This window comes from Streptomyces sp. NPDC057253 (assembly GCF_042669125.1).
GTDB lineage: Bacteria > Actinomycetota > Actinomycetes > Streptomycetales > Streptomycetaceae > Streptomyces.
Map to the genome: position 1 here is coordinate 17,639 of NZ_JBHUXV010000079.1, position 22,050 is coordinate 39,688.

At 68.4% G+C, this 22,050-nt stretch carries 14 protein-coding genes; 8 read left to right on the forward strand and 6 right to left on the reverse strand.

Annotated features, from left to right (window positions below; translation table 11 throughout):
• The first annotated feature begins 30 nt into the window (after positions 1-30).
• The 3 genes from ACFULQ_RS33185 (at position 31) to ACFULQ_RS33195 (ending at position 11,233) form a co-directional block, all read left to right on the forward strand.
• Entirely contained in the window at positions 31-3,648 is a 3,618-nt protein-coding gene (locus tag ACFULQ_RS33185; protein WP_383551116.1) for a LamG-like jellyroll fold domain-containing protein, read from the forward strand.
• 93 nt (positions 3,649-3,741) lie between these two features.
• Positions 3,742-10,614: a polymorphic toxin-type HINT domain-containing protein gene (locus tag ACFULQ_RS33190; RefSeq protein WP_383551118.1), complete on the forward strand. Its 6,873-nt coding sequence runs from the start codon at positions 3,742-3,744 to the stop codon at positions 10,612-10,614.
• Positions 10,604-11,233 carry a hypothetical protein gene (locus ACFULQ_RS33195; RefSeq protein WP_383551120.1) on the forward strand — a complete coding sequence of 210 codons (630 nt, stop codon included), beginning with the start codon at positions 10,604-10,606 and terminating at the stop codon, positions 11,231-11,233. The genes ACFULQ_RS33190 and ACFULQ_RS33195 overlap by 11 nt, the downstream gene beginning before the upstream one ends.
• Positions 11,234-11,542: 309 nt before the next feature.
• Here the strand turns inward: ACFULQ_RS33195 and ACFULQ_RS33200 are convergent, their stop codons facing one another.
• Genes ACFULQ_RS33200 through ACFULQ_RS33210 form a run of 3 tightly spaced genes read right to left on the reverse strand, consistent with a single transcriptional unit; the run spans position 11,543 to position 14,583 of the window.
• Complete coding sequence (locus ACFULQ_RS33200; protein WP_383551122.1) at positions 11,543-12,676, reverse strand: Mrp/NBP35 family ATP-binding protein; 1,134 nt, start codon at positions 12,674-12,676, stop codon at positions 11,543-11,545.
• 40 nt (positions 12,677-12,716) lie between these two features.
• Positions 12,717-13,319 carry a DUF1003 domain-containing protein gene (locus ACFULQ_RS33205; RefSeq protein ID WP_383551124.1) on the reverse strand — a complete coding sequence of 201 codons (603 nt, stop codon included), beginning with the start codon at positions 13,317-13,319 and terminating at the stop codon, positions 12,717-12,719.
• Positions 13,309-14,583: a magnesium transporter MgtE N-terminal domain-containing protein gene (locus ACFULQ_RS33210; protein ID WP_383551126.1), complete on the reverse strand. Its 1,275-nt coding sequence runs from the start codon at positions 14,581-14,583 to the stop codon at positions 13,309-13,311. The genes ACFULQ_RS33205 and ACFULQ_RS33210 overlap by 11 nt, the downstream gene beginning before the upstream one ends.
• 202 nt (positions 14,584-14,785) lie before the next feature.
• On the opposite strand from ACFULQ_RS33210, the gene ACFULQ_RS33215 reads away from it, so the two are divergent.
• On the forward strand, positions 14,786-15,532 hold the full coding sequence (locus ACFULQ_RS33215; protein ID WP_383551128.1) for a hypothetical protein: 747 nt from the start codon (positions 14,786-14,788) through the stop codon (positions 15,530-15,532).
• Between the two features lie 18 nt (positions 15,533-15,550).
• On the opposite strand, the gene ACFULQ_RS33220 is transcribed toward ACFULQ_RS33215, so the two are convergent.
• Positions 15,551-16,063, reverse strand: coding sequence for a hypothetical protein (locus ACFULQ_RS33220; protein WP_383551129.1), 513 nt, complete (start codon positions 16,061-16,063; stop codon positions 15,551-15,553).
• A 10-nt stretch (positions 16,064-16,073) separates the two neighbouring features.
• Complete coding sequence (locus ACFULQ_RS33225; protein WP_383551131.1) at positions 16,074-17,192, reverse strand: magnesium and cobalt transport protein CorA; 1,119 nt, start codon at positions 17,190-17,192, stop codon at positions 16,074-16,076.
• A 521-nt stretch (positions 17,193-17,713) separates the two neighbouring features.
• Between ACFULQ_RS33225 and ACFULQ_RS33230 the strand changes: the two genes are divergently transcribed.
• Positions 17,714-18,298 (forward strand): suppressor of fused domain protein, encoded by a 585-nt coding sequence (locus tag ACFULQ_RS33230; RefSeq protein ID WP_383551133.1) that lies wholly within the window; start codon positions 17,714-17,716, stop codon positions 18,296-18,298.
• A 41-nt stretch (positions 18,299-18,339) separates the two neighbouring features.
• Here the strand turns inward: ACFULQ_RS33230 and ACFULQ_RS33235 are convergent, their stop codons facing one another.
• Positions 18,340-19,563, reverse strand: a complete 1,224-nt coding sequence (locus ACFULQ_RS33235) for an MFS transporter (protein ID WP_383551135.1) — start codon at positions 19,561-19,563, stop codon at positions 18,340-18,342.
• Between the two features lie 150 nt (positions 19,564-19,713).
• Here ACFULQ_RS33235 and ACFULQ_RS33240 point away from each other — a divergent pair, with 150 nt between their 5' ends.
• The 3 genes from ACFULQ_RS33240 to ACFULQ_RS33250 all read left to right on the forward strand — a co-directional run bounded on the left by ACFULQ_RS33240 (position 19,714) and on the right by ACFULQ_RS33250 (position 22,003).
• Complete coding sequence (locus tag ACFULQ_RS33240; protein WP_383551137.1) at positions 19,714-20,355, forward strand: DUF6758 family protein; 642 nt, start codon at positions 19,714-19,716, stop codon at positions 20,353-20,355.
• Between the two features lie 132 nt (positions 20,356-20,487).
• Complete coding sequence (locus tag ACFULQ_RS33245) at positions 20,488-21,345, forward strand: PHP domain-containing protein (RefSeq protein WP_383551139.1); 858 nt, start codon at positions 20,488-20,490, stop codon at positions 21,343-21,345.
• A gap of 52 nt (positions 21,346-21,397) precedes the next feature.
• Positions 21,398-22,003 (forward strand): MarC family protein, encoded by a 606-nt coding sequence (locus ACFULQ_RS33250; RefSeq protein ID WP_383551141.1) that lies wholly within the window; start codon positions 21,398-21,400, stop codon positions 22,001-22,003.
• Positions 22,004-22,050 lie beyond the last annotated feature (47 nt).

Below are 22,050 nucleotides of genomic sequence, written 5' to 3' on the forward strand. Positions count from 1 at the left end.
GCGGGACCGAGGAGAACAAGACACAGCGCCATGAAGAACCGAAAGAGACGCCCCTTCATCGCCGCCGCCACCATCGCGGCGCTCCTCACCCCCGGCCTCGGCATCCTCCCCGCCCCCGCCGTCGAGCAGACCGCCGCCGACGCGAGCGCGGCCACGGGAAGCGGCGCGTCCCTCTCCCCGTCCGACGCCCAGGCCAAGGCCAAGAAGTCCGGCAAGGCCGTCGAGATCCAGACGCTGCGTGACGAACGCAGCACCACCGTTGCCAACCCCGACGGCACCTTCACCACCAAGCAGTACGTCCAGCCCGTCCGCACTCGCAAGGACGGCAAGTGGACGGACATCGACACGACGCTGGTCAAGCAGAAGAACGGCACCCTCGCGCCGAAGGCCGCGACCACCGCGATGTCCTTCTCCGGCGGCGGTGACACGTCCTTCGCGCAGATCGAGAAGGACGGCCACGGGCTCTCCCTCGACTGGCCGACGAAGCTGCCCGAGCCGAAGATCGACGGCTCGACCGCCACCTACGCCGACGTCCTGGACGGCGTCGACCTCAAGGTCACCGCCAGTGCCGAGGGGTTCTCGCACGTCCTGGTCGTCAAGAACGCCGAGGCGGCCGCCAACCCGGAGCTGGCCGAGCTCGAACTCCCCGTCGACACCGACTCCGTGGACCTCACCGAGGACACGGACGGCGGCCTCACCGCCACCGACCCCGGTGCCGGGGGAGCCGTCTTCGAGGCGCCGCAGCCGCTGATGTGGGATTCCGCCCAGGAGGGCGACTCAGCGGAGGACACGGACGGGACCGCTGACACCGAGTCCGTCACCCCTCCCGACGGCGCCCAGGTCGCCGACGTGGGTCTCGACGTCTCCGGAGACACGGTCACCCTCACCCCGGACCAGAACCTGCTCACCGACAAGGACACCGTCTACCCGGTCTACATCGACCCGGTCGTCAAGACCGCCAGCCGCACCGGCTGGACGATGGTGTCCTCGTACTGGTCGCAGAACTCGTACTGGAAGTTCGACGACGACGAAGGCGTGGGCCGCTGCCCCACCGACGTCTCGGTCCGCTGCGCCAGCTCCACCGACGTCAAGCGCCAGTTCTTCGCCCTGCCCACCGGGTCCTTCGAGGGCAAGGACATCGTCAGCGCCGAGTTCGCGGTCACCCTGGTCTTCACCTACAACTCGTCCGCCCGTGAGGTGCAGCTGGCCCGGGTGAACAGCACCGGTGCCAGCGCGATCAGCTCGAAGACGAACTGGGCCAACCAGCCGGGCTCCAAGGCCACCGTCGACACCAAGTCGCCCACGGCCAACGCGGGTTCGTGCACCTCCACCAACCAGAACGCCGTGTTCAACGCCAAGAGCGCCGTGCAGACCGCGGCCGACAAGGGCTGGGACACCACCACGTTCCGGCTCAAGGCCGGCAGCGAGTCCGACACCTCGTACTGGAAGCGGTTCTGCGGAAACGCCTTCCTGTCGGTGAAGTACAACCGCCCGCCGCTGGAGCCCGCCCAGTCCGACCTCAACATGAAGCCCGGCGGCAGCTGCGAGTACGGCAGCGCGACCGAGCACTACGTCACCAGGGCACCGCGCGTCTCCGCCGTGGTCCGGGACTACGACCACGGTGACACCGGCGCCAACTCCGAGACGCTGCAAGCCCAGTTCAAGGTCTGGTGGACCTCGGGCAGCACCACGGTCACGCACTATGCGACGACCGCCAAGAAGACCACGGTGGACTCCAGTTGGAGCGACCAGACCGGCGTGGCCACCTTCTTCTACACCATCGGGGAAGACATCTCGGGCGACGGCGAGGCCGGATTCAGCATTCCGCCGGACGTCACCGTCGCCTGGGCGGTCCGCGGTTACGACCAGGAGTCGTACGGTGCCTGGTCGACGGAGGGGAACCAGACCCGCTGCGAGTTCATCTACGACAGCACCAAGCCCGGGGCGGCGGTGATCACCTCGGCCGAGTACCCGGACGACGACGCCTGGCACGCGGGAGTCGGCGACTACGGCAACTTCACCATGGACTCGCCGGCCAACGACGTGACGCAGTACCGCTACTACTTCACCGGGCCGAACGCCGACAGCGCTCAGAAGACGGCGGCGGCCGCATCCGCCGGCGGCCCCGCGACCATTCGCTGGATGCCGCCGAGCGAGGGACCGTACACCCTGCACGTGACATCGGTGGACGGTGCCGGTCGTGCACAGCAGACACCGACCGTCCACGTCTTCCAGGTCAGCGACGGCCGGGCACCGGTCGCCGCCTGGACCCTCGGTGACGTCAGGGGCTCCACCAAGGCGGCCGGCAGCGGAAGCACTTCCGATGCGACTGCCGGTTCCGGAGTGACCTTCGGAGACACGGGCCCTCTCGGCTCCACCGACACCGCGGCCACCTTCGACGGCACCGACAAGGCTTACCTGGACGCGGGCGCGCCCGCGGTCGACACCGGCTCCACCTTCTCCGTGAGCGCCTGGGTGAAGCTGCCGGCGATCCCCACCGAGAACATGACCGTGGTGAGCCAGGACGGCACCGCCAAGCCCGGCTTCGAACTCGGCTACGACGTGGACAGCGCCTCCTGGACCTTCCGCATCCCGATCAGCGACATGGAGTCCCTCGGCAGCTGGAAGGTGTCCGGCGCCACCGCCGTCGTCGGCAGCTGGACGCACCTCATCGGGGTGTACGACGACGAACTCGGCAAGCTGATGCTCTACGTCAACGGCGTCCTCGTCGCCGACGACGTCCAGGCCCGGCACACCGTCTGGAGCTCCTCCGGCGCCGTGCAGATCGGACGCAGGCTGGACCTCGACGGCTACACGGCCGCGCTCAAGGGCAGCGTCGCCGACGTCAAACTCCACGACCGGGTGGTCCCGCCCGCAGAAGGCCAGGAACTCGGCGGCATCCAGCCGCACCAGCTCGCCTACTGGCAACTGGACTCGGCCACGGGCGGTGTCTCTCCGGAGACCTCGGGCGGCACTGGGCTGACCCTTGGGGGTGGCGCCTCGATCTACACCATCCCGGACGACTCCTGCGACCCCGAGGCCGACCCCGACTGCAAGCCGCCCACCGAGCCGTTGTGGGGCGACGGGCACCTGGCTCTCGACGGTGTCGCCGGGTATGCCACCCGCGCGGCCGCAGGACCGCTCTCCGCGCAGGACAGCTTCACCCTCACCACGCGCGCCCGGCTCGCCGCGGCGAACCCGACGACGGACCAGACGGTGCTCTCGCTGTCCGGTGCCAATGGCACCGCCATCAAGGTCAAGTACTCGGTGGCCGACACCCGTTGGCAGCTCGTGGTGACCAACGGCGACACTGCCGCTCCGGTGACCACCACCGCGCTCGACAAGGGCAAGGCGCCGAACGCCACGGGTACCGGCGATCACCTCGCGCTGGTCTACAACGCCGTCTTCGGTGACGTCCTCCTCTACGTCAACGGCGTCGCCGCGGTGGACGTCTCCTGGGACAACTCCTGGAACTTCAGCACCACGAACCTCCAGGTCGGCCGTGCCCTGACCGGAAAGACGGCGGGCGAGTACTTCTCCGGTGCCGTGGACGAGGTGCGGATGTACCAGGGGCCGCTGGACGCCTCACTGGTGTCACTCGTGGCCGGTCTGCCCGGCGGCTCCAGCATCGAGGAGAACGCGGCGTAACCAACCCTCGGTGTGGGCGGGCGGCTTCGATGCCGCCCGCCCGTCCCGACGTCTGTCTTCATCCCTCATTCCCCTCACCATCTAGGAGAGTTGATGTCCTCGCCTCCCTGGTTCCGGTCCCCGAGACCGGCCTGGCGAAGCGGTCGCAGACGGGCCGCCATGGTCCTCGGCCTCGCGCTGTCCATAGGGCTGCTCCCGCAGTACGCCCCCACCGCCACCGCGGACAGCGGCCTGACCCGCCCCAAGTCGCAGACCGACCTCGACGACCCGGTGCGCGGCAAGAACGCCACTCCCGAGACCTTCAAGAAGACGGACCAGGCCGAGAAGGCCGCGGTCAGGAAGACCGAGAAGGCGGACTGGCCGGGAGCCGGCAGCGCCGAGGTCCAGCTCAGCGGCAAGGCGGTCAAGGCCAAGGGCCTGCCCCTCACCGCGAAGGCGGCAGGCGGCACCAAGGGTGCCGACTCCGTCCGTCTGGAAGTGCTCGGCCGTAAGGCCACCGAGGCGGCGGGGGTGGACGGCGTCCTGTTCACCGTCGCCCGCACCGACGCCGGCGCCACCGCTGGACCGGCCCAAGTCAGCCTGGACTACTCGGACTTCGCCGACGCTTTCGGCGGTTCCTACGGCTCCCGGCTTCGCCTGGCCACCTATCCGTCCTGTGTCCTGACCACGCCGGAGAAGAAGGCCTGCTCGACACCGACGTATCTGAAGACGTCGAACGACGAGGCCAAGCAGACGCTCACCGCGACCGTGCAGGCGGCCGGTGACAGCTCCGGCCCCTCCGCTCAGCTTCTCGAAGCCGGTTCGGCCGCTTCCTCGGCGACCATGGTGGCTGCCACCGCGGGCAGCAGCGGCGACGGCGGCTCCTACAAGGCCACCAGCCTGGCGCAGTCCTCGCAGTGGGGCGTCGACACCAGCTCCGGTGCCTTCACCTGGTCGTACCCGATGACCACCCCGCCGGTCCCCGGCGGCCTCCAGCCGACCGTCGGCCTGAGCTACAACTCCCAGTCCATCGACGGCCAGACGGCGACCACCAACAACCAGGGCTCGTGGATCGGCCAGGGCTTCTCCTACGAGCCCGGCTACATCGAGCGCAGCTACAAGTCCTGCGCCGACGACGGTCACGCCGACACCAACGGCGACGAATGCTGGGCGTTCGACAACGCCACGCTCTCGCTCACCGGTGGCAGTTCCGGGCGGCTCGTCAAGGACAAGAGCGGCGAGTGGCGGATCAGCTCCGACGACAACTCCAAGGTCGAGCACCTGACCGGCGCCACCAACGGTGACGACAACGGCGAGTACTGGAAGATCACCACCGCCGACGGCACCCAGTACTGGTTCGGCCTCAACCGGCTGACCGGCTACGCGAGCGGCAACGAGGAGACCGGCTCCACCTGGACCGTTCCCGTCTACGGCGACGACAGCGGCGAACCCTGCTACAACGCGACCTTCGCCAACGCGTACTGCACCCAGGCCTGGCGCTGGAACCTCGACTACGTCGTGGACCCGCACGGCAATGCCCTGTCGTACTTCTACGGCACGGAGACCAACTACTACACGCAGGGCCTGAAGACCACGGAGAACGGCAAGGCCTACATCCGGGGCGGCTACCTCAAGCGCATCGACTACGGTCAGCGCGACAAGCAGGTGTACTCCACCAAGCCGGCCGCCCAGGTCGTCTTCACCACGGCCGAGCGCTGCGTGGGCTCTCTGACGGACTGCTCCGCGGGGGCGCTCACCGACACCACGGCCGGCGACTGGCCGGACGTCCCCTGGGACCAGAACTGCAAGGCGAACACCAAGTGCCCAGGCCAGAACTCGCCGACCTTCTGGACCCGCAAGAAGCTCACCAAGATCACCACGCAGATCCGCACCGGCGACTCGGCCTACACCCCGGTCGACGAGTGGAGACTCAGCCACATCTTCACCGACAACGGTGACGCCTCGAAGTCCCTGTGGCTGAACAAGATCGACCACACGGGCAAGGTCGGCACCGACGCCTCGGTCCCCTCCGTGGAGCTGTACGGCACCCAACTCCCCAACCGTGTCGACGAGTCCGGCGACAACCTGCTGCCCTTCTACCGGTACCGGCTGTCGGGCGTCCTCAACGAGAGCGGTGGCGCGCTCAGCGTCAACTACGCCGCCAACCAGTGCACGACGAGCAACGTCCCGGCGGAGGACTCCTCCGTCAAGCGCTGCTTCCCGGTGAAGTGGAACCCGCCGGGTGTCACCGACCCGATCACCGACTGGTTCCACAAGTACGTCGTCCAGTCCGTCGTCCAGACCGACCTGACCGGCGACAACCCCGACCAGGTCACCTCCTACACCTACGTCGGCGACGCGGGCTGGCGGAAGACCCCGGCCGACGGCATCTCCAAGGCCGAGTACCGCACCTGGAGCGACTGGCGCGGCTACGGCAAGGTCCAGGTCGTCACGTCGGCCGGCACCAACTCCGCGTCCAACACCAAGTCGGAGCACGTGTTCTTCCGCGGCCTCGACGGTGACGTCAACAAGGCCGGCGCCACCCGGTCCGTCAAGGTCAGCGACTCCACCGGCGGTTCCTACGACGACTCCGACTGGAAGGCCGGCCAGGAGCTGGAGACGATCACCTACAACGGTGACGTCGTCACCGAGAAGTCGGTGACCGTTCCCTGGACGGCGGTGACGGCGACCGAGGTCCGGGACTGGGCCACCTACCAGGCCCGTTATGTGGCGACCGGTTCGGTGGACACGTACACGGCCCTCGCGGCGGGCGGTTGGCGACACCTCAAGTCGTCCACGACGTACGACGGTTCGACCGGACGCGCGACCATGGTCGACGACGACGGCGAGGTCGGCGTCGCCGACAACCAGTGCACCCGCACGGAGTACGCCGACAGCGCGAGCGCGCACATCTACTCGCTCGCCTCCCGGGTGGAGAAGGTGGGCGTCGACTGCGCCTCGACCCCGAACCGCGCCAAGGACGTCATCTCCGACGAACTGACGTACTACGACGGTTCGTCGACGCTGGGCGCGGCCCCGACCAAGGGCGATCCGACGACGACCAAGCGGCTGCAGTCGCACAACGGCACCACGGCGACGTACCAGACGACGGCGGTGACCAACTACGACGACTACGGGCGTCCGAAGGTGGTGAAGGACGCGGAGACGGCGTCGTCGCCGACGCAGTACACGTCCTCGACCGTGTACACCGACACCTACGGCCTGGCGACGAAGGCCGTCGTCACCAACGTCGACGGCTGGACGACCTCGACCGAGTACGCCCCGGCCTGGGGTCAGCCGACGGCCAAGGTGGACCAGAACGGCCTGCGCTCCGACCTCGCCTACGACGGCCTCGGCCGCCTGGTGTCCGTGTGGATGCCGGACCGCCCCAAGGGGAACAACTTCACCCCGTCCATCAAGTACGAATACCTGATCCGCGGCGACGACGGCCCGGCCGCCGTCCACACTCAGAAGATCGAGAACGACGGGACGTCGTACGGCAGTGAATGGTCGCTGTACGACGGCTGGTTGAGGCCCAGGCAGGAGCAGACCGAGGGCGAGGGCGGCCGTATGGTTGCCGACACGCTCTACGACGGCTCGGGTCGCGTGGCACAGGTGAACGACACCTACTTCACCACCAAGGCCCCGTCCTCCGACCTCTTCGATCCGGTCGACGCCGACCTGCACGCCCAGACGGTGACGACGTACGACGGCGCGAGCCGTACCACGGCCTCCATCTTCAATGTCCAGGGCACGGAGAAGTACCGCACGACGTACACGTACGGCGGCGACCGCGTCACGACCACCCCGCCGAAGGGCGGGGTCAGGACGACGGTGGTGAAGGACGGCCGGGACCGCACGACGACCCAGATCCAGTACCCGACGGACGGCGCGGCCGTCACCACGTCCTACGGATACAACGCGGCCGGTCTGCTCACCAGGGTGACCGACGACAAGGGCAACAACTGGGGCTACACATACGACCAGTTGGGCCGGAAGGAGACTGCCTCCGACCCCGACGCGGGCTCGTCCTCGTACACCTACGACCTGCTGGACCGTCAGACGTCGGTCACGGTCAACGGTGACAAGACATCGACGCTCTACGACGAGTTGGGCCGGGTGGCCTCCACCTGGCAGGGCGAGCCGACCACCGGCACAAAACTGTCGGTGTCGAAGTACGACACGGTCTACAAGGGCGAGTTGTACGGCGTCTACACGTACAAGGACGGCGCGGTCTACTCGTCGGTGACCTACCCGACCCTCGACGTCAACAACGACTACCTGCCCCTGTCGACCAAGTACTACCTCTCCAAGACGGCCGAGCCGCAGCTGGGCGGGACGTACGAGTTCGGGGCCGGGTACAACACCGACGGCACGGTCAACTACCAGACCCTGCCTGCGGTTGCCGATCTCGCCGGTGAGTCGGTGACGAACGTCTACGACGGCCTTCGGCGTCCCGTGGGCCTCAACACCTCACTCGGCGGCCTGAGATACGTCACGGACGCGTCGTACTCCCCGACGTCGAACCTGGAGACCCTGGAGCTTCACACAGGTGAGTCGACGGCGAAGAAGACCTGGATCAACAACTACTACGAGGCGGGCACGAACCGCCTGACCAACTCCTCGGTCCGGGTCGAGGGCGCGTCGGCGGTCGCCTACGACGCCGACTACACCTACGACGCCGCCGGAGACATCCTCTCGATCGCGGACACGCCGTCGAGCGGTACGAGTGACGTGCAGTGCTTCTCGTACGACGGTCTCGGCCGGGTCTCCTCGGCGTGGACGTCGTCCGTGGCGTCGAACGGCGCGAAGGGCACGGGCGGTACGGACGCGTCCTGCGCGTCGGGCGCCTCGGCGTCGACCGTCGGGGGAGTCTCCCCGTACTGGACGGACTACAGCTACGACACGCTCGGCAACCGCACCGGCGAGGTACGGCACGGCCTGAACGGCACGGCGACGTCGACCCGCAGCTACAAGTACGGCGAGACGGGCTCGGGCCCGAACGGCGCCGCGTCCGGCCCGCACACGGTGTCGTCGGTGACGCAGCAGACCGCTGCGACGAGCACGACCCCGCAGGTGACGTCCCGGGACAGCTACGTCTACGACGCCTCGGGCAACACCACCAAGCGCGTCCTGGACGGCGACACCCAGTCGCTGGCCTGGGACAAGCAGGGCGAGCTGACGCAGGTCACCAACGCGGACGCGTCGGTGACGACGTACAAGTACGACGCGCAGGGCTCCCGGATCCTCCGTGACACCCCGACGGAGAAGACGTTCTACCTCCCCGGCACGGAACTCCACTACGACAAGGCCACCGCCAAGGTCACGGCCACCCGCTACTACACCTTCGCCGGCACGACGGTCGCGATGCGGGAGGCGGACGGCGTCCACTTCCTCGCCTCGGACCACCAGGGCACGGCGGAACTGGCGGTCGACGCGAAGACGGGCACCATCACCCGCCGTCGCATGGACGCCTTCGGCAACGCGCGCGACGAGTCGACGTCCTCGGCGTCCGGCTGGGTCAACGACAAGGGCTTTGTGGGCGGCACGGTCCAGAAGTCCACAGGCCTGACGACCCTCGGCGCCCGCGAGTACGACTCCGACACCGGCCGCTTCATCTCCGCCGACCCGATCATCGACTACACCGACCCTCAGCAGATCAACGGTTACGCCTACGCCAACAACAGCCCGGTCTCCAACAGCGATGCCTCGGGCCTGCGTCTGGCCGAATGCGTGGGCGGCTGGAACCAGTGCGGCCCGGGTCCGAAGAAGCACTCGGGCGCGGTAGACAGCGACGGCGACGGCAGGGCGGACCCGAGCGCCGGCAACAGCACCTACACGGAAGCCCAGGCCAGGGCCGACATCGCCCGCGACGCGGAGGACTCCGCGAAGCAGAAGGCGATAGCGATCGCCAAGGAACTCGGCAAGATCGCGGCCGACGAACTGGGCATCACTGACGCCCTGGACTGCTTCACGACAGGCAACCTCGCAGCCTGCGGCAACACCGCCCTCAACGTGGTGTCGTCCTTCCTGGGCGGCGGCCCGCTGGCAAAGCTGGCGAAGAAGTACCTGCTCCGCTGGGACAAGGCCGCGGCCTTGGGGAAGCGGATCTGGGGTCTGGGCAAGGACCTGTTGAGCACCTTTAAAGACTGGAGAGAGAGCAGAAAGGCGGCGAAGGCAGCCGAGGGAGCAGCCAAGCAGTGCAATAGCTTCACGCCTGAGACCAGCGTGTTGATGGCTGACGGCTCGTCAAAGAAGATCGCTGACGTCCGCGTCGGAGACGAGGTCCTAGCCACGGACCCGGCTACAGGCGAGACCAAGGCCGAAGGCGTGACCGCCGAGATCAAGGGCACTGGTCTGAAGCATCTCGTCAAGGTCACTGTTGACACTGATGGCACTAGCGGAGGCAAGACAGCCTCGATCACTGCCACTGAGGGGCACCCGTTCTGGGTCGCAGCGCTGGGCAAGTGGATCAACGCCACGGATCTCAAGCCTGGCGAGTGGCTTAGGACAAGCGCTGGCACTCATGTACAGATCACTGCGGTCAGGAGGTGGGCCGCTCCGTCGACCGCTCACAACCTCACGGTCGCGAATCTGCACACCTACTACGCCCTGGTCGGCAGGACCCCCGTCCTTGTGCACAACGATCCGGTGGACGTGTGTATTCTGCCCTCTCACGGCATTGACGCGACGAAGTACCCGCAAACGGCTCAGCACGTCTCGGATGCCCAGGCTGACGGCCACGCCTCTCTGCTGACGATCCGTCGCGTCGGAGCCAAGCAGAACCGTAAGGACTCGCTGCGTGGAGTTAAGACGCAGAAGGGTAAGGATCGCGACGAATACCCGCCGGCCATGTTCGAGGAAGGCGGTACAGGGGCGAGTGTTCGCCATATCGATCCGGGTGACAACCGGGGAGCTGGTTCAACAATGGGTAACGCCCTTGGGCAATATCCGGACGGTACGAAGGTCGTAGTCTATGTCAGATGAGGACATTTCAGGAGCGCTTAAGTCCCCTGTTGATCGACTCTTGGAGATTTCGTCTCCAGCGCTGGCTGATGAAGAGGGAAGCGGTACTGGAGAGCTAGGGGAGTTGTTGCGACGCCGAAATGGCTTCTATGCATTCCTAGGGGCGCTCCATGTATTCCCTACTGTCGCCAGCGGTGAGGAAATTTCGCAAGCTGAGTGGAATGCGGATGCTCTCTGGAAGGGCTCGTATCCCAACCTTGGTGCCGAATACACAGCCTTTGCGGAAGACGTATTCGGTGGGCAGTTCCTTCACTCGGAATCAGGTGTTTTTCAGCTGGAACCTGAGACGGGGGAGCTGGAGAGGATCTCAGCAGACATTCCTGACTGGTGCGCTGCCCTCCTGGAGGAACCAGAGGTTCTGACGGGATACCCGTTGGCAGAAGAGTGGCAGGAGCGTCACGGCAGACTGCCGATCGGGAAGAGATTGATCCCCCGGACCCCCTTCGTTCTGGGTGGCGATTTTGCGTGCGAAAACCTGATGCTAGTGGATTCGGCAGAGAGTCTAAGGTGGCGAGCGGAGCTTGCCGCGCAGATCCGTGACGTTCCGGATGGCGGGAAAATTGTCCTTCGGTATGGGTAGCTCGATGAGCAAGCGGTGTGATTGACCCGGAAGAGCCCCACAGTGTGAAAGTGGGGCTCTTCTCTATCTTGCTGTTTTCTGCTCGTCAGGTTTAAGGTCGCAGTAAAAGGCTTCTTTTACTGCGATGGCGAAACCGTCATGACCTCAGGATCGGTCATTTGCTGTTCATAGACGTTAGGGTCAGGTATGGGCCGCATTGCTGGTAGATGCGGCCGGACTGGCAAGCCCGATGAGGATTCTTTTCCTTGCCGAACAGCCTGACCGGCTCTAGGGAGGCTCCAGGTTCGCCCTGTGGAGGCTCGTCCTCTCTCAGAACTTGTTCCTAGGCGTGATCCCCAGCGACAACCCCGAAAGCCCCCGCTGCCGTCCCCCCAGCTTCCCCGCGATCCCCCGCAGCGCGGCCCCCGCCGGGGAGTCCGGGTCGCTCAACACCACCGGTTTGCCCTCGTCGCCGCCCTCGCGGAGGCGGACGTCGATCGGGATCGAGCCCAGGACCGGGACCGTGGCGCCGGTCGTGCGCGTCAGGCCGTCCGCGACCGTCTGGCCGCCGCCCGTGCCGAAGACGTCGACCATCTCGCCGCAGTGCGGGCAGGGGAGGCCGGACATGTTCTCGACCACGCCGACGATCTTCTGGTGGGTCTGGACCGCGATGGAGCCGGCCCGTTCCGCGACCTCCGCCGCCGCCTGCTGCGGGGTCGTCACGACCAGGATCTCGGCGTTGGGGACCAGCTGGGCCACCGAGATCGCGATGTCGCCCGTGCCCGGGGGCAGGTCGAGCAGCAGGACGTCCAGGTCGCCCCAGTAGACGTCCGCCAGGAACTGCTGCAGAGCCCTGTGCAGCATCGGGCCGCGCCACACCACCGGCGCGTTGCCCGGGGTGAACATGCCGATCGAGATGACCTTCACGCCGTGCGCCGACGGCGGCATGATCATGTTCTCGACCTGCGTCGGACTGCCGTCCGCGCCCAGCATCCGCGGCACCGAGTGGCCGTAGATGTCGGCGTCCACGACCCCGACCTTCAGGCCGTCGGCCGCCATCGCCGCCGCCAGGTTGACCGTCACCGAGGACTTGCCGACACCGCCCTTGCCGGAGGCGACCGCGTACACGCGCGTGAGCGAGCCCGGCTTGGCGAAGGGGACCTCGCGCTCGGTCTGGCCGCCGCGCAGGGCCGTCGCCAGCTCCTTGCGCTGCTCGTCGCTCATCACGTCCAGCGTGACGTCGACGCGCGTGACACCCTCGACGGCCGCGACCGCGTCCGTCACGCGCTGCGTGATCGTCTCGCGCATCGGACAGCCGGAGACCGTCAGGTACACGGTGACCGCGACCGCCCCGTCCGCACCGATGTCGACCGACTTGACCATCCCGAGCTCGGTGATGGGGCGGTTGATCTCGGGGTCGTTCACCGTCGCCAGTGCCTCGCGCACCGCGTCTTCGCTAGCCATACAGACGATGGTACGGCGCCCCGCAGCGCCCCCCGCACGGTCAGGAACGGTCGTCTACGTCACGTCCCGACGGCCGATCCGACCGTTCTGCCGGGAATAGGGCATGCCCGTCGTGCTGCCGTGCCTCCAGCTCCTTCATCAGGTCCTGGAGCTCCGAGCGGATCCAGTCACGGGTCGCCACCTCCCCGAGACCGATCCTGAGCGCGGCGATCTCCCGGGTCAGGTACTCCGTGTCCGCGATCGACCGCTCGTTCTGCTTGCGGTCCTGCTCCAGGTTGACCCGGTCCCGGTCGTCCTGCCGGTTCTGCGCGAGCAGGATCAGCGGGGCGGCGTAGGAGGCCTGGAGGGACAGCATCAGCGTCAGGAAGATGAAGGGGTAGTTGTCGAAGCGCAGGTCGCCGGGCGCGAAGACGTTCCACAGCACCCACGCGATGATCACGACCGTCATCCAGACGATGAACCGGCCGGTGCCGAGGAAGCGGGCGATCCGCTCCGACAGGCGTCCGAAGGCCTCCGGGTCCCACTCGGGCAGCAGCCTGCGCCGCGGCGGACGCGGCTGGTCCAGGCGGGCCCGGGTGCGGGTGGTGGCCGTGGCGCCGGACGGCGTGCGCTCGCGGTTCGGGGTCTCGCGCTCAGGCGTCATGGTGGGCCCCCTCCGCGTCGAACTCCGTCTCCCGCCAGTCCTCGGGCAGCATGTGGTCGAGTACGTCGTCCACGGTGACCGCACCGAGCAGCGAACCCGAGTCGTCGACCACGGGCGCCGCGACCATGTCGTACGTCGCGAAGAACCCGGCGATGACCGGCAGCGTCGCGTCCGGGTCGAGGGCCTGGAGGTCGTCGTCGACGAGCGAGCTGACGAGGGTGTACGGGGGATCGCGCAGCAGCCGCTGGAAGTGGACCGTGCCCAGGTACTTGCCGGTCGGGGTCTCGTCCGGCGCCCGGCACACGTACACCTGGGCGGCGAGCGCGGGGGACAGGTCGGGGTTGCGGACGCGGGCGAGCGCGTCGGCGACGGTCGCGTCCGGCCGTAGGACGATCGGCTCGGTCGTCATCAGACCGCCCGCCGTGTGCTCCTCGTAGGCCATCAGGCGCCGCATGTCGGCCGCGTCGCCGGGCTGCATCAGGCTCAGCAGCCGCTCCTGCTCCTCCGTGGGGAGCTCGGCGAGCAGGTCGGCCGCGTCGTCCGGGTCCATGGCCTCCAGGACGTCGGCGGCCCGCTCCTCCTTCAGCTTGCCGAGGATCTCGATCTGGTCGTCCTCGGGGAGCTCCTCCAGTACGTCGGCCAGGCGGTCGTCGTCGAGAGCCGCGGCCACCTCCGCGCGGCGCTTGGCGGAGAGGTGGTGCAGGACGTTGGCGAGGTCGGCCGCGCGCAGCTGCTCGAAGGTGGCCAGCAGGCTCTCGGCGCCCTGGCCCTGCTCCTCCAGCGTGAAGCCGGTGACCGCGGACCACTCGACGGTCAGCGCCTCGCCCCTGCGCCGGAACGCCCCGCCCTTGCCGCCCTTGCGCACGAAGACCCGGTCGATCTCCCAGTCCCGGCGGGCCGGCAGCTGCTGCACCGAGATGTCGAGGACGGTGACCTGCTCGCCGCTCTCCACGAGCGTGACCCGACGGTCCAGCAGCTCCCCGAAGACCAGGCGCTCGGTGGGCCGTTGCTCGAAGCGCCGGACGTTGAGCACCCCGGTGGTGATGACCTGGCCGGACTCGATGCTCGTCACCCGGGTCATGGGCAGGAAGATGCGGCGCCGGGTGGACAGTTCGACGACCAGGCCGAGCACCCGGGGCGGCTTGCGCCCGACGCGCAGCACGACGACCAGATCGCGGACGCGGCCCACCTGGTCGCCGTTGGGGTCGAAGACGGCGACACCGGCGAGGTGCGAGACGAAGATCCGGGGGGCTCCCGCTGCCATGGCTGTGCTTCCTTTGCAAACAGGGTGATTCGTTCGTCGTTCGTTGTCCGGATTGCCCCCTCGGGAGGGCTTAAGGCTAGCCCGTACCGATCGGATACGCCCTGGTGAGGGGTCCGGACGGTCTGGCTCCGACCGGCGTTCCGGGCCCCGGTACGCTGCCGTACCACGCTGAAGGACCGTCGTCGGAAAGGCAGCCCCACCTGTGACCGCGATTCCCCCGGACCGTACCCGCAGGGCCGCACTGGTGGGCGCGGTGTGCGCCCTGGTGGTGACGGGCACGGCGCTCACGGGGTGCAGTGAGGACCCGGACGCGGGCACCAACGGGGTCGGCAAACTGTCCGCCGAGGAGATCCAGGCCAAGACGCGGGCGGCGGCCGGGTCCGCCGAGGCGCTGCGCCTGTCGGGGAACGTGGTCACCAGCGGCCGTACGTACAAGCTCGACATGCGGCTGAGCGCCGACGGCGGCTCCGGGTCGGTCACCGCCGAGGGAACCACCTTCCAGCTGCTGCGCATCGGCAAGGAGCTGTATCTGAAGGCCGGCGCGGGCTTCTGGGCCCAGGAGGACGGCAAGGGCGAGGACACCGACGCGGCCGCCGACAAGCTCGACGGCAAGTACGTCAAGGTGCCCTCGGGCGACCCGGCGTACAAGAAGTTCAGCGGTTTCACGGACAAGGACGTTCTCCTCGACGGGCTTTTGACCCTGCACGGCACCCTGGACACGGACGGTCATCACGAACAGGCGGGTACCCGCACGATCCGGATCACCGGTGACAAGGGCGACGGAGGCACGCTGGACGTCTCCTTGGAGGGGCAGCCGTACCCGCTGCGCCTGGCCCGTGCGGGCGGCGCGGGCACGCTGACCTTCTCGGCCTGGGGCAAGGACTTCGCCCTGACCGAGCCGGAGAAGGACGAGACGGTGGACTACGGCAAGCAGCTGCCGACGTCCTAGCCGCGCGGGACGACCCCGCTATCCGCGTTTGCGGCGCCTCAGCAGCAGCCGGGGCAGCCCGGCCGGGATCGGTCCACGCGTGGTCGCCGGTGTCGGCAGCGGCGGTTCGGCCAGGTCGCCGTCGGGCAGCGCGCCCAAAGCCCCGGTCGGCTCCAGGCGCAGCACCCGGCACTCACGCGCCCAACGGTCCGTCATCGCCTCGCCGTCGGGCGCGTTCAGCCGCTTGCCCTTCAGCTCGCCGACCGCCGCCTGCCACGCCTCGGACCCGGGCGCCAGTTCCACGACCCGCGCCGCCCAGGAGACCAGCCGGCCCCCCTTGTCCTTGCTGCGGACGGTCACCTCGGCGCCGGCCCCGTCGGCGAGCCCCGGCAGCGGCTGCTCCCCGGGCCCGTCACCGACCAGGCACGCGGCACCCTCGTGCCAGACGTGCCACAGCGCACGGGCCGGAGTTCCGGGCCCCTTGACCCAGACCAGGCCCGACTTCTTGGTGGCCTCTTCCACAAGGGCGCGGTCGAGCAGCTCGCTGGTCATGGCGTCCACTCTAGAGCCAGCCGTTGCGCTTGAGGGTGCGGTGGATGCCCAGGCAGATGACACCGGTGATCGCCATGATCACGGGGTAGCCGAGCTTCCAGTGCGTCTCGGGCATGTAGTCGAAGTTCATGCCGTAGACCCCGCACACCATCGTCGGTACGGCGATGATGGCGGCCCAGGACGTGATCTTGCGCATGTCCTCGTTCTGGGCGACGGAGGCCTGGGCGAGGTTGGCCTGGAGGATCGAGTTGAGGAGCTCGTCGAAGCCGAGGACCTGCTCCTGGACCCGGGCGAGGTGGTCGGCGACATCGCGGAAGTACTTCTGGATGTCGGGGTCCACCAGCCGCATCGGGCGCTCGCTGAGCAGCTGCATGGGCCGCAGCAGCGGGGCGACCGCGCGCTTGAACTCCAGCACCTCGCGCTTGAGCTGGTAGATCCGCGCCGAGTCGACACCGCGCGAGACCTTGCCGCCGCGCCCCGGGGTGAACACCTCGGTCTCGACCTCGTCGATGTCGTCCTGGACCGCGTCGGCGACCGCGACATAGCCGTCGACGACATGGTCGGCGATGGAGTGCAGCACCGCGGAGGGGCCCTTGGCGAGCAGCTCGGGGTCGTCCTGGAGGCGGTGGCGGAGCGCCCTGAGGGAGCCCTGGCCGCCGTGCCGGACGGTGATGAAGAAGTCCCGGCCGGTGAAGCACATGACCTCGCCGGTCTCGACGATCTCGCTGTTGGCGGTGAGTTCGTCGTGCTCGACGTAGTGGATGGTCTTGAACACGGTGAACAGGGAGTCGTCGTAGCGCTCCAGCTTGGGCCGCTGGTGGGCCTGGACGGCGTCCTCGACGGCGAGCGGGTGGAGCCCGAACTCGCCCGCGATACCGGAGAATTCGGCCTCGCTCGGCTCGTGCAGACCGATCCAGACGAACCCGCCGTCGCGGCGCACCTGGCGCATCGCCTCGTGCGGGCTCAGCTGGCAGTCGGTCTCCACGCGCCGGCCGTCGCGGTAGACGGCGCAGTCGACGACGGCGGAGGGCGTCGAGGGGTCGCGCGTCGCGTCGTACGCGCCGGTGTCCTTGCGCAGCGAGGGACGCGACGGGCGTACGGCGGCACGCAGGTCACGGATCATCGACATGGCAGGCTCCTTCGTGACGGGCAACAAAGGGCCCCGGCGACGGGTGGAACTACCCGGAATGAGGACGTCCTGCAAGGGGTGTCCCCGCCCTTGAGGCAGGGGAAGGGTGTTTGGCACGTCCACAAAGCGGGGAGCACCGCACCATCGCGGTGGCGGACTTCGTTACTGACTCAGCTACTGCTGGCGATCAGAGTGATCAGATTGATCAGGCAAAACGAACGAAGTGCTCTTCCGCACGAAGACGCGAACGTGAGAGGCGGCGGTTGCCGAACGTCACAGAGCTGCATCAGCGGCCGGAAGAACGAGTGGTACTACCAGGTCGACTTCGATCCATGACAGCCCCACCTCCTCCGGCCGGTCCCTCGTAAGGGACGATCCATTCCCGTTAGGGAGTCTCACTGGCGTCGCGACTCGATAAGCGACGCTTCTGCGTGCTGCCCCGACGACCGGGCCAGACTAGCAGCAGCCCGAAGTGTCAAGGCGCTGCTTTGCCCGGTACTGACGAGTTCTATGCTCGCCGCATGGCAGATGTTCTTCCTCTGGTCGAGGCCCGGTTGCGCAGCGCGCTGGGCGAGCCGGACGCCCGCGCGGCGGTCACCTTCCTGGGTACGGACCGCATCGAGGTGCTCCGTTTCACCGAGGGCGACATCGTCCGCTACGCCACGCTCGGCATGTCCGCGCAGCCGATGAGCGACCCCACCGCGGTGCTCGCCGACCCGGTCAAGGGCCCGCGCGCCGAACTGGTCGTCTCCGTACGGGCAGGGCTCGCCGACACCGACAAGGTGCTCCGCCCGCTCGCCGTGCTCGCCGCGTCCCCGCAGGTCGAGGGCGTGGTCGTGGCTCCGGGCGCCTCCCTCGACGTGGGCGAACCCCTGTGGCCCGGCGCCTCGTTCACCTCGGTCCTGGTCGCCGAGCCGGGCGGACTGGTGGAGGACCTGGAGCTCGACGAGCCCCTCAACCCGGTGCGCTTCCTGCCGCTGCTCCCGATGACCCCCAACGAGGCCGCCTGGAAGCGCGTGCACGGCGCCGAGGCGCTCCAGGAGCGGTGGCTGACGAACGGGACGGATCTCAGGGATCCGTCCCGCAAGTCCGTCCCGCTGGAGTGAGCCGCGCGTGAGCAAGCTCACCAAGTGGTGGCCGGATGCCGTCAGTTGGCGAACACGGTGACGCTGTCCTCGACGGCGTGCCGCGGCTCCAGCTCCTCTGCCTCGTGCGTGAGGGCCTTCCGCCGTACGACGACCACCAGCGCGCCCAGCATCGCGGTCACCGCCGCCACCACGAACGGCATGTGGACGTCGGTCCACTCCTCGATCTTCGGCGCGAAGAACGGCGCCGCGGCCGCCGCGAACCAGCGCACGAAGTTGTAGCCGGCGCTCGCCACGGGCCGCGGGGCGTCGGACACGCCGAGCGCCAGCTCCGTGTAGACCGTGTTGTTCGCGCCGATGAAGGCGCCGGACAGGATCGTGCAGACGACGGCCGCGGTGTGGTTGCCGTAGCCGAGGACCAGTACGTCGAGCGCGAGCAGGACGAGCGAGCCGCCGAGCACCTTCAGCGAGCCGAACCGCTCCTGGAGGCGCGGCGCGGCGAACACCGAGAACACGGCGAGCAGCACACCCCAGGCGAAGAACACGGCGCCCGACTTGTAGGGGGTCATGTCCAGCACGAACGGGGTGAAGGCCAGCACGGTGAAGAACGTGTAGTTGTAGAAGAAGGAGGAGATCGCCGCCGAGGCGAGTCCGCCGTGGCCGAGCGCCTTGAGCGGGTCGAGCAGTGACGTCTTGCGGGCCGGCTTGGGCTGCTCCTTCAGGAACACCGTGACGCACAGGAAGCCGACGGCCATCAGGAAGGCCGTACCGAAGAACGGGTAGCGCCAGCTGGCGTCGCCGAGCAGGGCGCCGAGCAGCGGGCCGCACGCCATGCCGAGGCCGAGGGCGGACTCGTACAGCAGGATCGCCGCCGCGCTGCCGCCGGCCGCGGCGCCCACGATGACGGCGAGGGCCGTCGAGACGAACAGGGCGTTGCCGAGGCCCCAGCCGGCCCGGAAGCCGACCAGTTCGCCGACCGAGCCCGAGGTGCCGGCGAGGCCCGCGAAGACCACGACGAGGGCGAGGCCGAGCAGCAGGGTCTTCTTGCCGCCGATGCGGCTGGAGACGAAGCCGGTGACCAGCATCGCGATCGCGGTGATCAGGAAGTACGAGGTGAACAGGAGGGAGACCTGGCTCGCCGTGGCGTCCAGGCCCTTGGCGATCGACGGCAGGATGGGGTCCACGAGTCCGATGCCCATGAAGGCGACGACGGACGCACCCGCGGTCGCCCAGACCGCCTTGGGCTGACGAAGGATGCCGCCGGCTCCCGCGTCGAAGGTGTCCATGGTGTCTCACGCTCCTCGCGAAGATGGTTGCTATATACACATAGTAAGTTAGAGGAGCTAATAAATGCAACATGCATGCAGTCTGCTGTTGCCGTCCGGTCGGGTGATCGTCCTTGACGTGGGAGTGCGAGGGTAGGACCGTGGGGCCCTATGAGGGGCGAACCCAGTTGCCCGAAGTGTGGTGGCCGGGTCAGGGCTCCCGGACTCTTCGCCGATTCCTGGCAGTGCGATGTGCACGGGACCGTGCATCCGCTGCAGCCCGTGATCCCGCCCAGCGTCGAGGCCCTCGGTGTCGTGGTGCATCGCACGCAGGTACCGGTGTGGATGCCGTGGCCGCTGCCGGTGGGCTGGCTGTTCACGGGCGTGGCCTGCGCGGGTGACGACCGCAGCGGAGGTCGCGCGACGGCTGTGGCGTGTACCGGTCCGGGGCCGCTCGGGGGTGTCGGCGAGCTGATTCTCGTGGCGGAGGAGCTCGGGGTCGGGCTCGGGGCGCGGTACGCGGGGATCGACGGGCCGGACCCGGGGCCGTACATGAGCGTCGAGAAGCCGCCGCAGGCGAAGGTGCTGGCTGCGGGGCGGCCGACTCCGCTGTGGCATGTTGCCGGTGCGCCGGACGACCGGGCCGTGTTCGCGGGGGAGGCGCTCGGGATGTGGCTGTGGGCCGTGGTCTGGCCCGAGCAGTCCGGACTGCTGATGTACGACGAGCTGGTGCTGACGGATCTGCGGGATGCGGGGGCGGAGGTCGAGCTGGTGCCTTGCGGGGCGTTGTCGCCGCGCTTGCTGAAGCCGTAGCGCCTATGGGGGTGGGGCTTCTGTCGCCGGGCGGCTGCGGGTTCGTGGTGGCTGGTCGCGCAGTTCCCCGCGCCCCTGGGTTGGATACCCTTGGGTGTCCTTTCCTGTTTCAGTCCGTTGGAGTCCCCCCTCGTGCGTATCGATCTGCACTGTCACTCCACGGCCTCCGACGGGACCGACACGCCCGCTGAGCTGGTGCGCAATGCCGCCGCTGCCGGGCTGGACGTCGTCGCCATCACCGATCACGACACGACCCGTGGGTACGGCGAGGCTCTTGCCGCGCTGCCCGCCGGGCTGACCCTTGTCACCGGTGCCGAGTTGTCCTGTCGGATCGACGGGATCTCGCTGCACATGCTGGCCTATCTCTTCGATCCCGAGGAGCCCGCGCTGCTCGCCGAGCGGGAGCTGGTGCGGGACGACCGGGTGCCGCGGGCGCGGGCGATGGTGGCGCAGCTCCAGGAGCTGGGTGTGCCGGTCACCTGGGAGCAGGTCGCGCGGATCGCCGGGGACGGGTCGGTGGGGCGGCCGCACGTGGCCACCGCACTCGTGGAGCTCGGCGTGGTGGCGAGTGTGGACGAGGCCTTCACGACCGACTGGCTCGCCGACGGCGGCCGGGCCCATGTGGCGAAGCACGAGACCGACCCCTTCGAGGCGATACGGCTGGTCAAGGCGGCCGGTGGAGTCACCGTGTTCGCCCACCCGGGCGCGAGCAAGCGCGGTCGCACCGTCCCGGAGTCCGCGATCGCCGACATGGCCGCCGCCGGGCTCGACGGCATCGAGGTCGACCACATGGACCACGACACGGACACCCGTGAGCGGCTGCGGGGGCTCGCCAAGGAACTGGGACTGCTGACCACCGGGTCCAGCGACTACCACGGCAGCCGTAAGACGGTCGCTCTCGGCGCGTACACCACGGACCCCGAGATCTACGGCGAGATCACCCGGCGGGCGACGGGGGCGTTCCCGGTGCCGGGGGCCGGCGGAGTCTGACGCCCGCTCCCGCTCCCGTGTTCACCCCTCTTCCAGCAAGGCCTGTTCCGTCATGTTCGACGTCGCCGTCTTCGGCTCGCTCTTCCTCACCCTGTTCGTCATCATGGATCCCCCCGGGATCACCCCGATCTTCCTCGCCCTGACCGCCGGCCGGCCCGGCAAGGTGCAGAAGCGGATGGCCTTCCAGGCCGTCTGTGTGGCGGGCGGTGTCATCGCCGTCTTCGGGCTCCTCGGCCACCAGATCCTGAACTACCTGCATGTCTCCGTGCCCGCGCTGATGATCGCGGGCGGGCTGCTGCTCCTGCTGATCGCCCTGGACCTGCTCACCGGCAAGACCGACGAGCCGAAGCAGACCAAGGACGTGAACGTGGCGCTCGTACCCCTGGGCATGCCGCTGCTGGCCGGTCCCGGGGCGATCGTCTCCGTGATCCTCGCCGTGCAGAAGGCCGACACCGTCGCCACCCAGGTCGCGGTGTGGGTCGCCATTCTCGCCATCCATGTCGTGCTGTGGCTGGTCATGCGGTACTCGCTGCTGATCATCCGGGTCATCAAGGACGGCGGGGTGGTGCTGGTGACCCGGCTCGCGGGCATGATGCTCTCCGCGATCGCCGTGCAGCAGATCATCAACGGGGTGACCCAGGTGATCCAGAGCAGCTGAAACGCTTCCGCGGATGCGCAGAGCCCCCGCCCGGCGTCGGTGCCAGG

Coding starts and splice junctions, on each gene's coding strand:
- ACFULQ_RS33210 (WP_383551126.1), bottom strand. CDS start 14,583: ATGGCAGCGGGAGCCCCCCGGATCTTCGTCTCGCACCTCGCCGGTGTC.
- ACFULQ_RS33185 (WP_383551116.1), top strand. CDS start 31: ATGAAGAACCGAAAGAGACGCCCCTTCATCGCCGCCGCCACCATCGCG.
- ACFULQ_RS33195 (WP_383551120.1), top strand. CDS start 10,604: ATGTCAGATGAGGACATTTCAGGAGCGCTTAAGTCCCCTGTTGATCGA.
- ACFULQ_RS33240 (WP_383551137.1), top strand. CDS start 19,714: ATGAGGGGCGAACCCAGTTGCCCGAAGTGTGGTGGCCGGGTCAGGGCT.
- ACFULQ_RS33205 (WP_383551124.1), bottom strand. CDS start 13,319: ATGACGCCTGAGCGCGAGACCCCGAACCGCGAGCGCACGCCGTCCGGC.
- ACFULQ_RS33220 (WP_383551129.1), bottom strand. CDS start 16,063: ATGACCAGCGAGCTGCTCGACCGCGCCCTTGTGGAAGAGGCCACCAAG.
- ACFULQ_RS33250 (WP_383551141.1), top strand. CDS start 21,398: ATGTTCGACGTCGCCGTCTTCGGCTCGCTCTTCCTCACCCTGTTCGTC.
- ACFULQ_RS33235 (WP_383551135.1), bottom strand. CDS start 19,563: ATGGACACCTTCGACGCGGGAGCCGGCGGCATCCTTCGTCAGCCCAAG.
- ACFULQ_RS33190 (WP_383551118.1), top strand. CDS start 3,742: ATGTCCTCGCCTCCCTGGTTCCGGTCCCCGAGACCGGCCTGGCGAAGC.
- ACFULQ_RS33200 (WP_383551122.1), bottom strand. CDS start 12,676: ATGGCTAGCGAAGACGCGGTGCGCGAGGCACTGGCGACGGTGAACGAC.
- ACFULQ_RS33225 (WP_383551131.1), bottom strand. CDS start 17,192: ATGTCGATGATCCGTGACCTGCGTGCCGCCGTACGCCCGTCGCGTCCC.
- ACFULQ_RS33230 (WP_383551133.1), top strand. CDS start 17,714: ATGGCAGATGTTCTTCCTCTGGTCGAGGCCCGGTTGCGCAGCGCGCTG.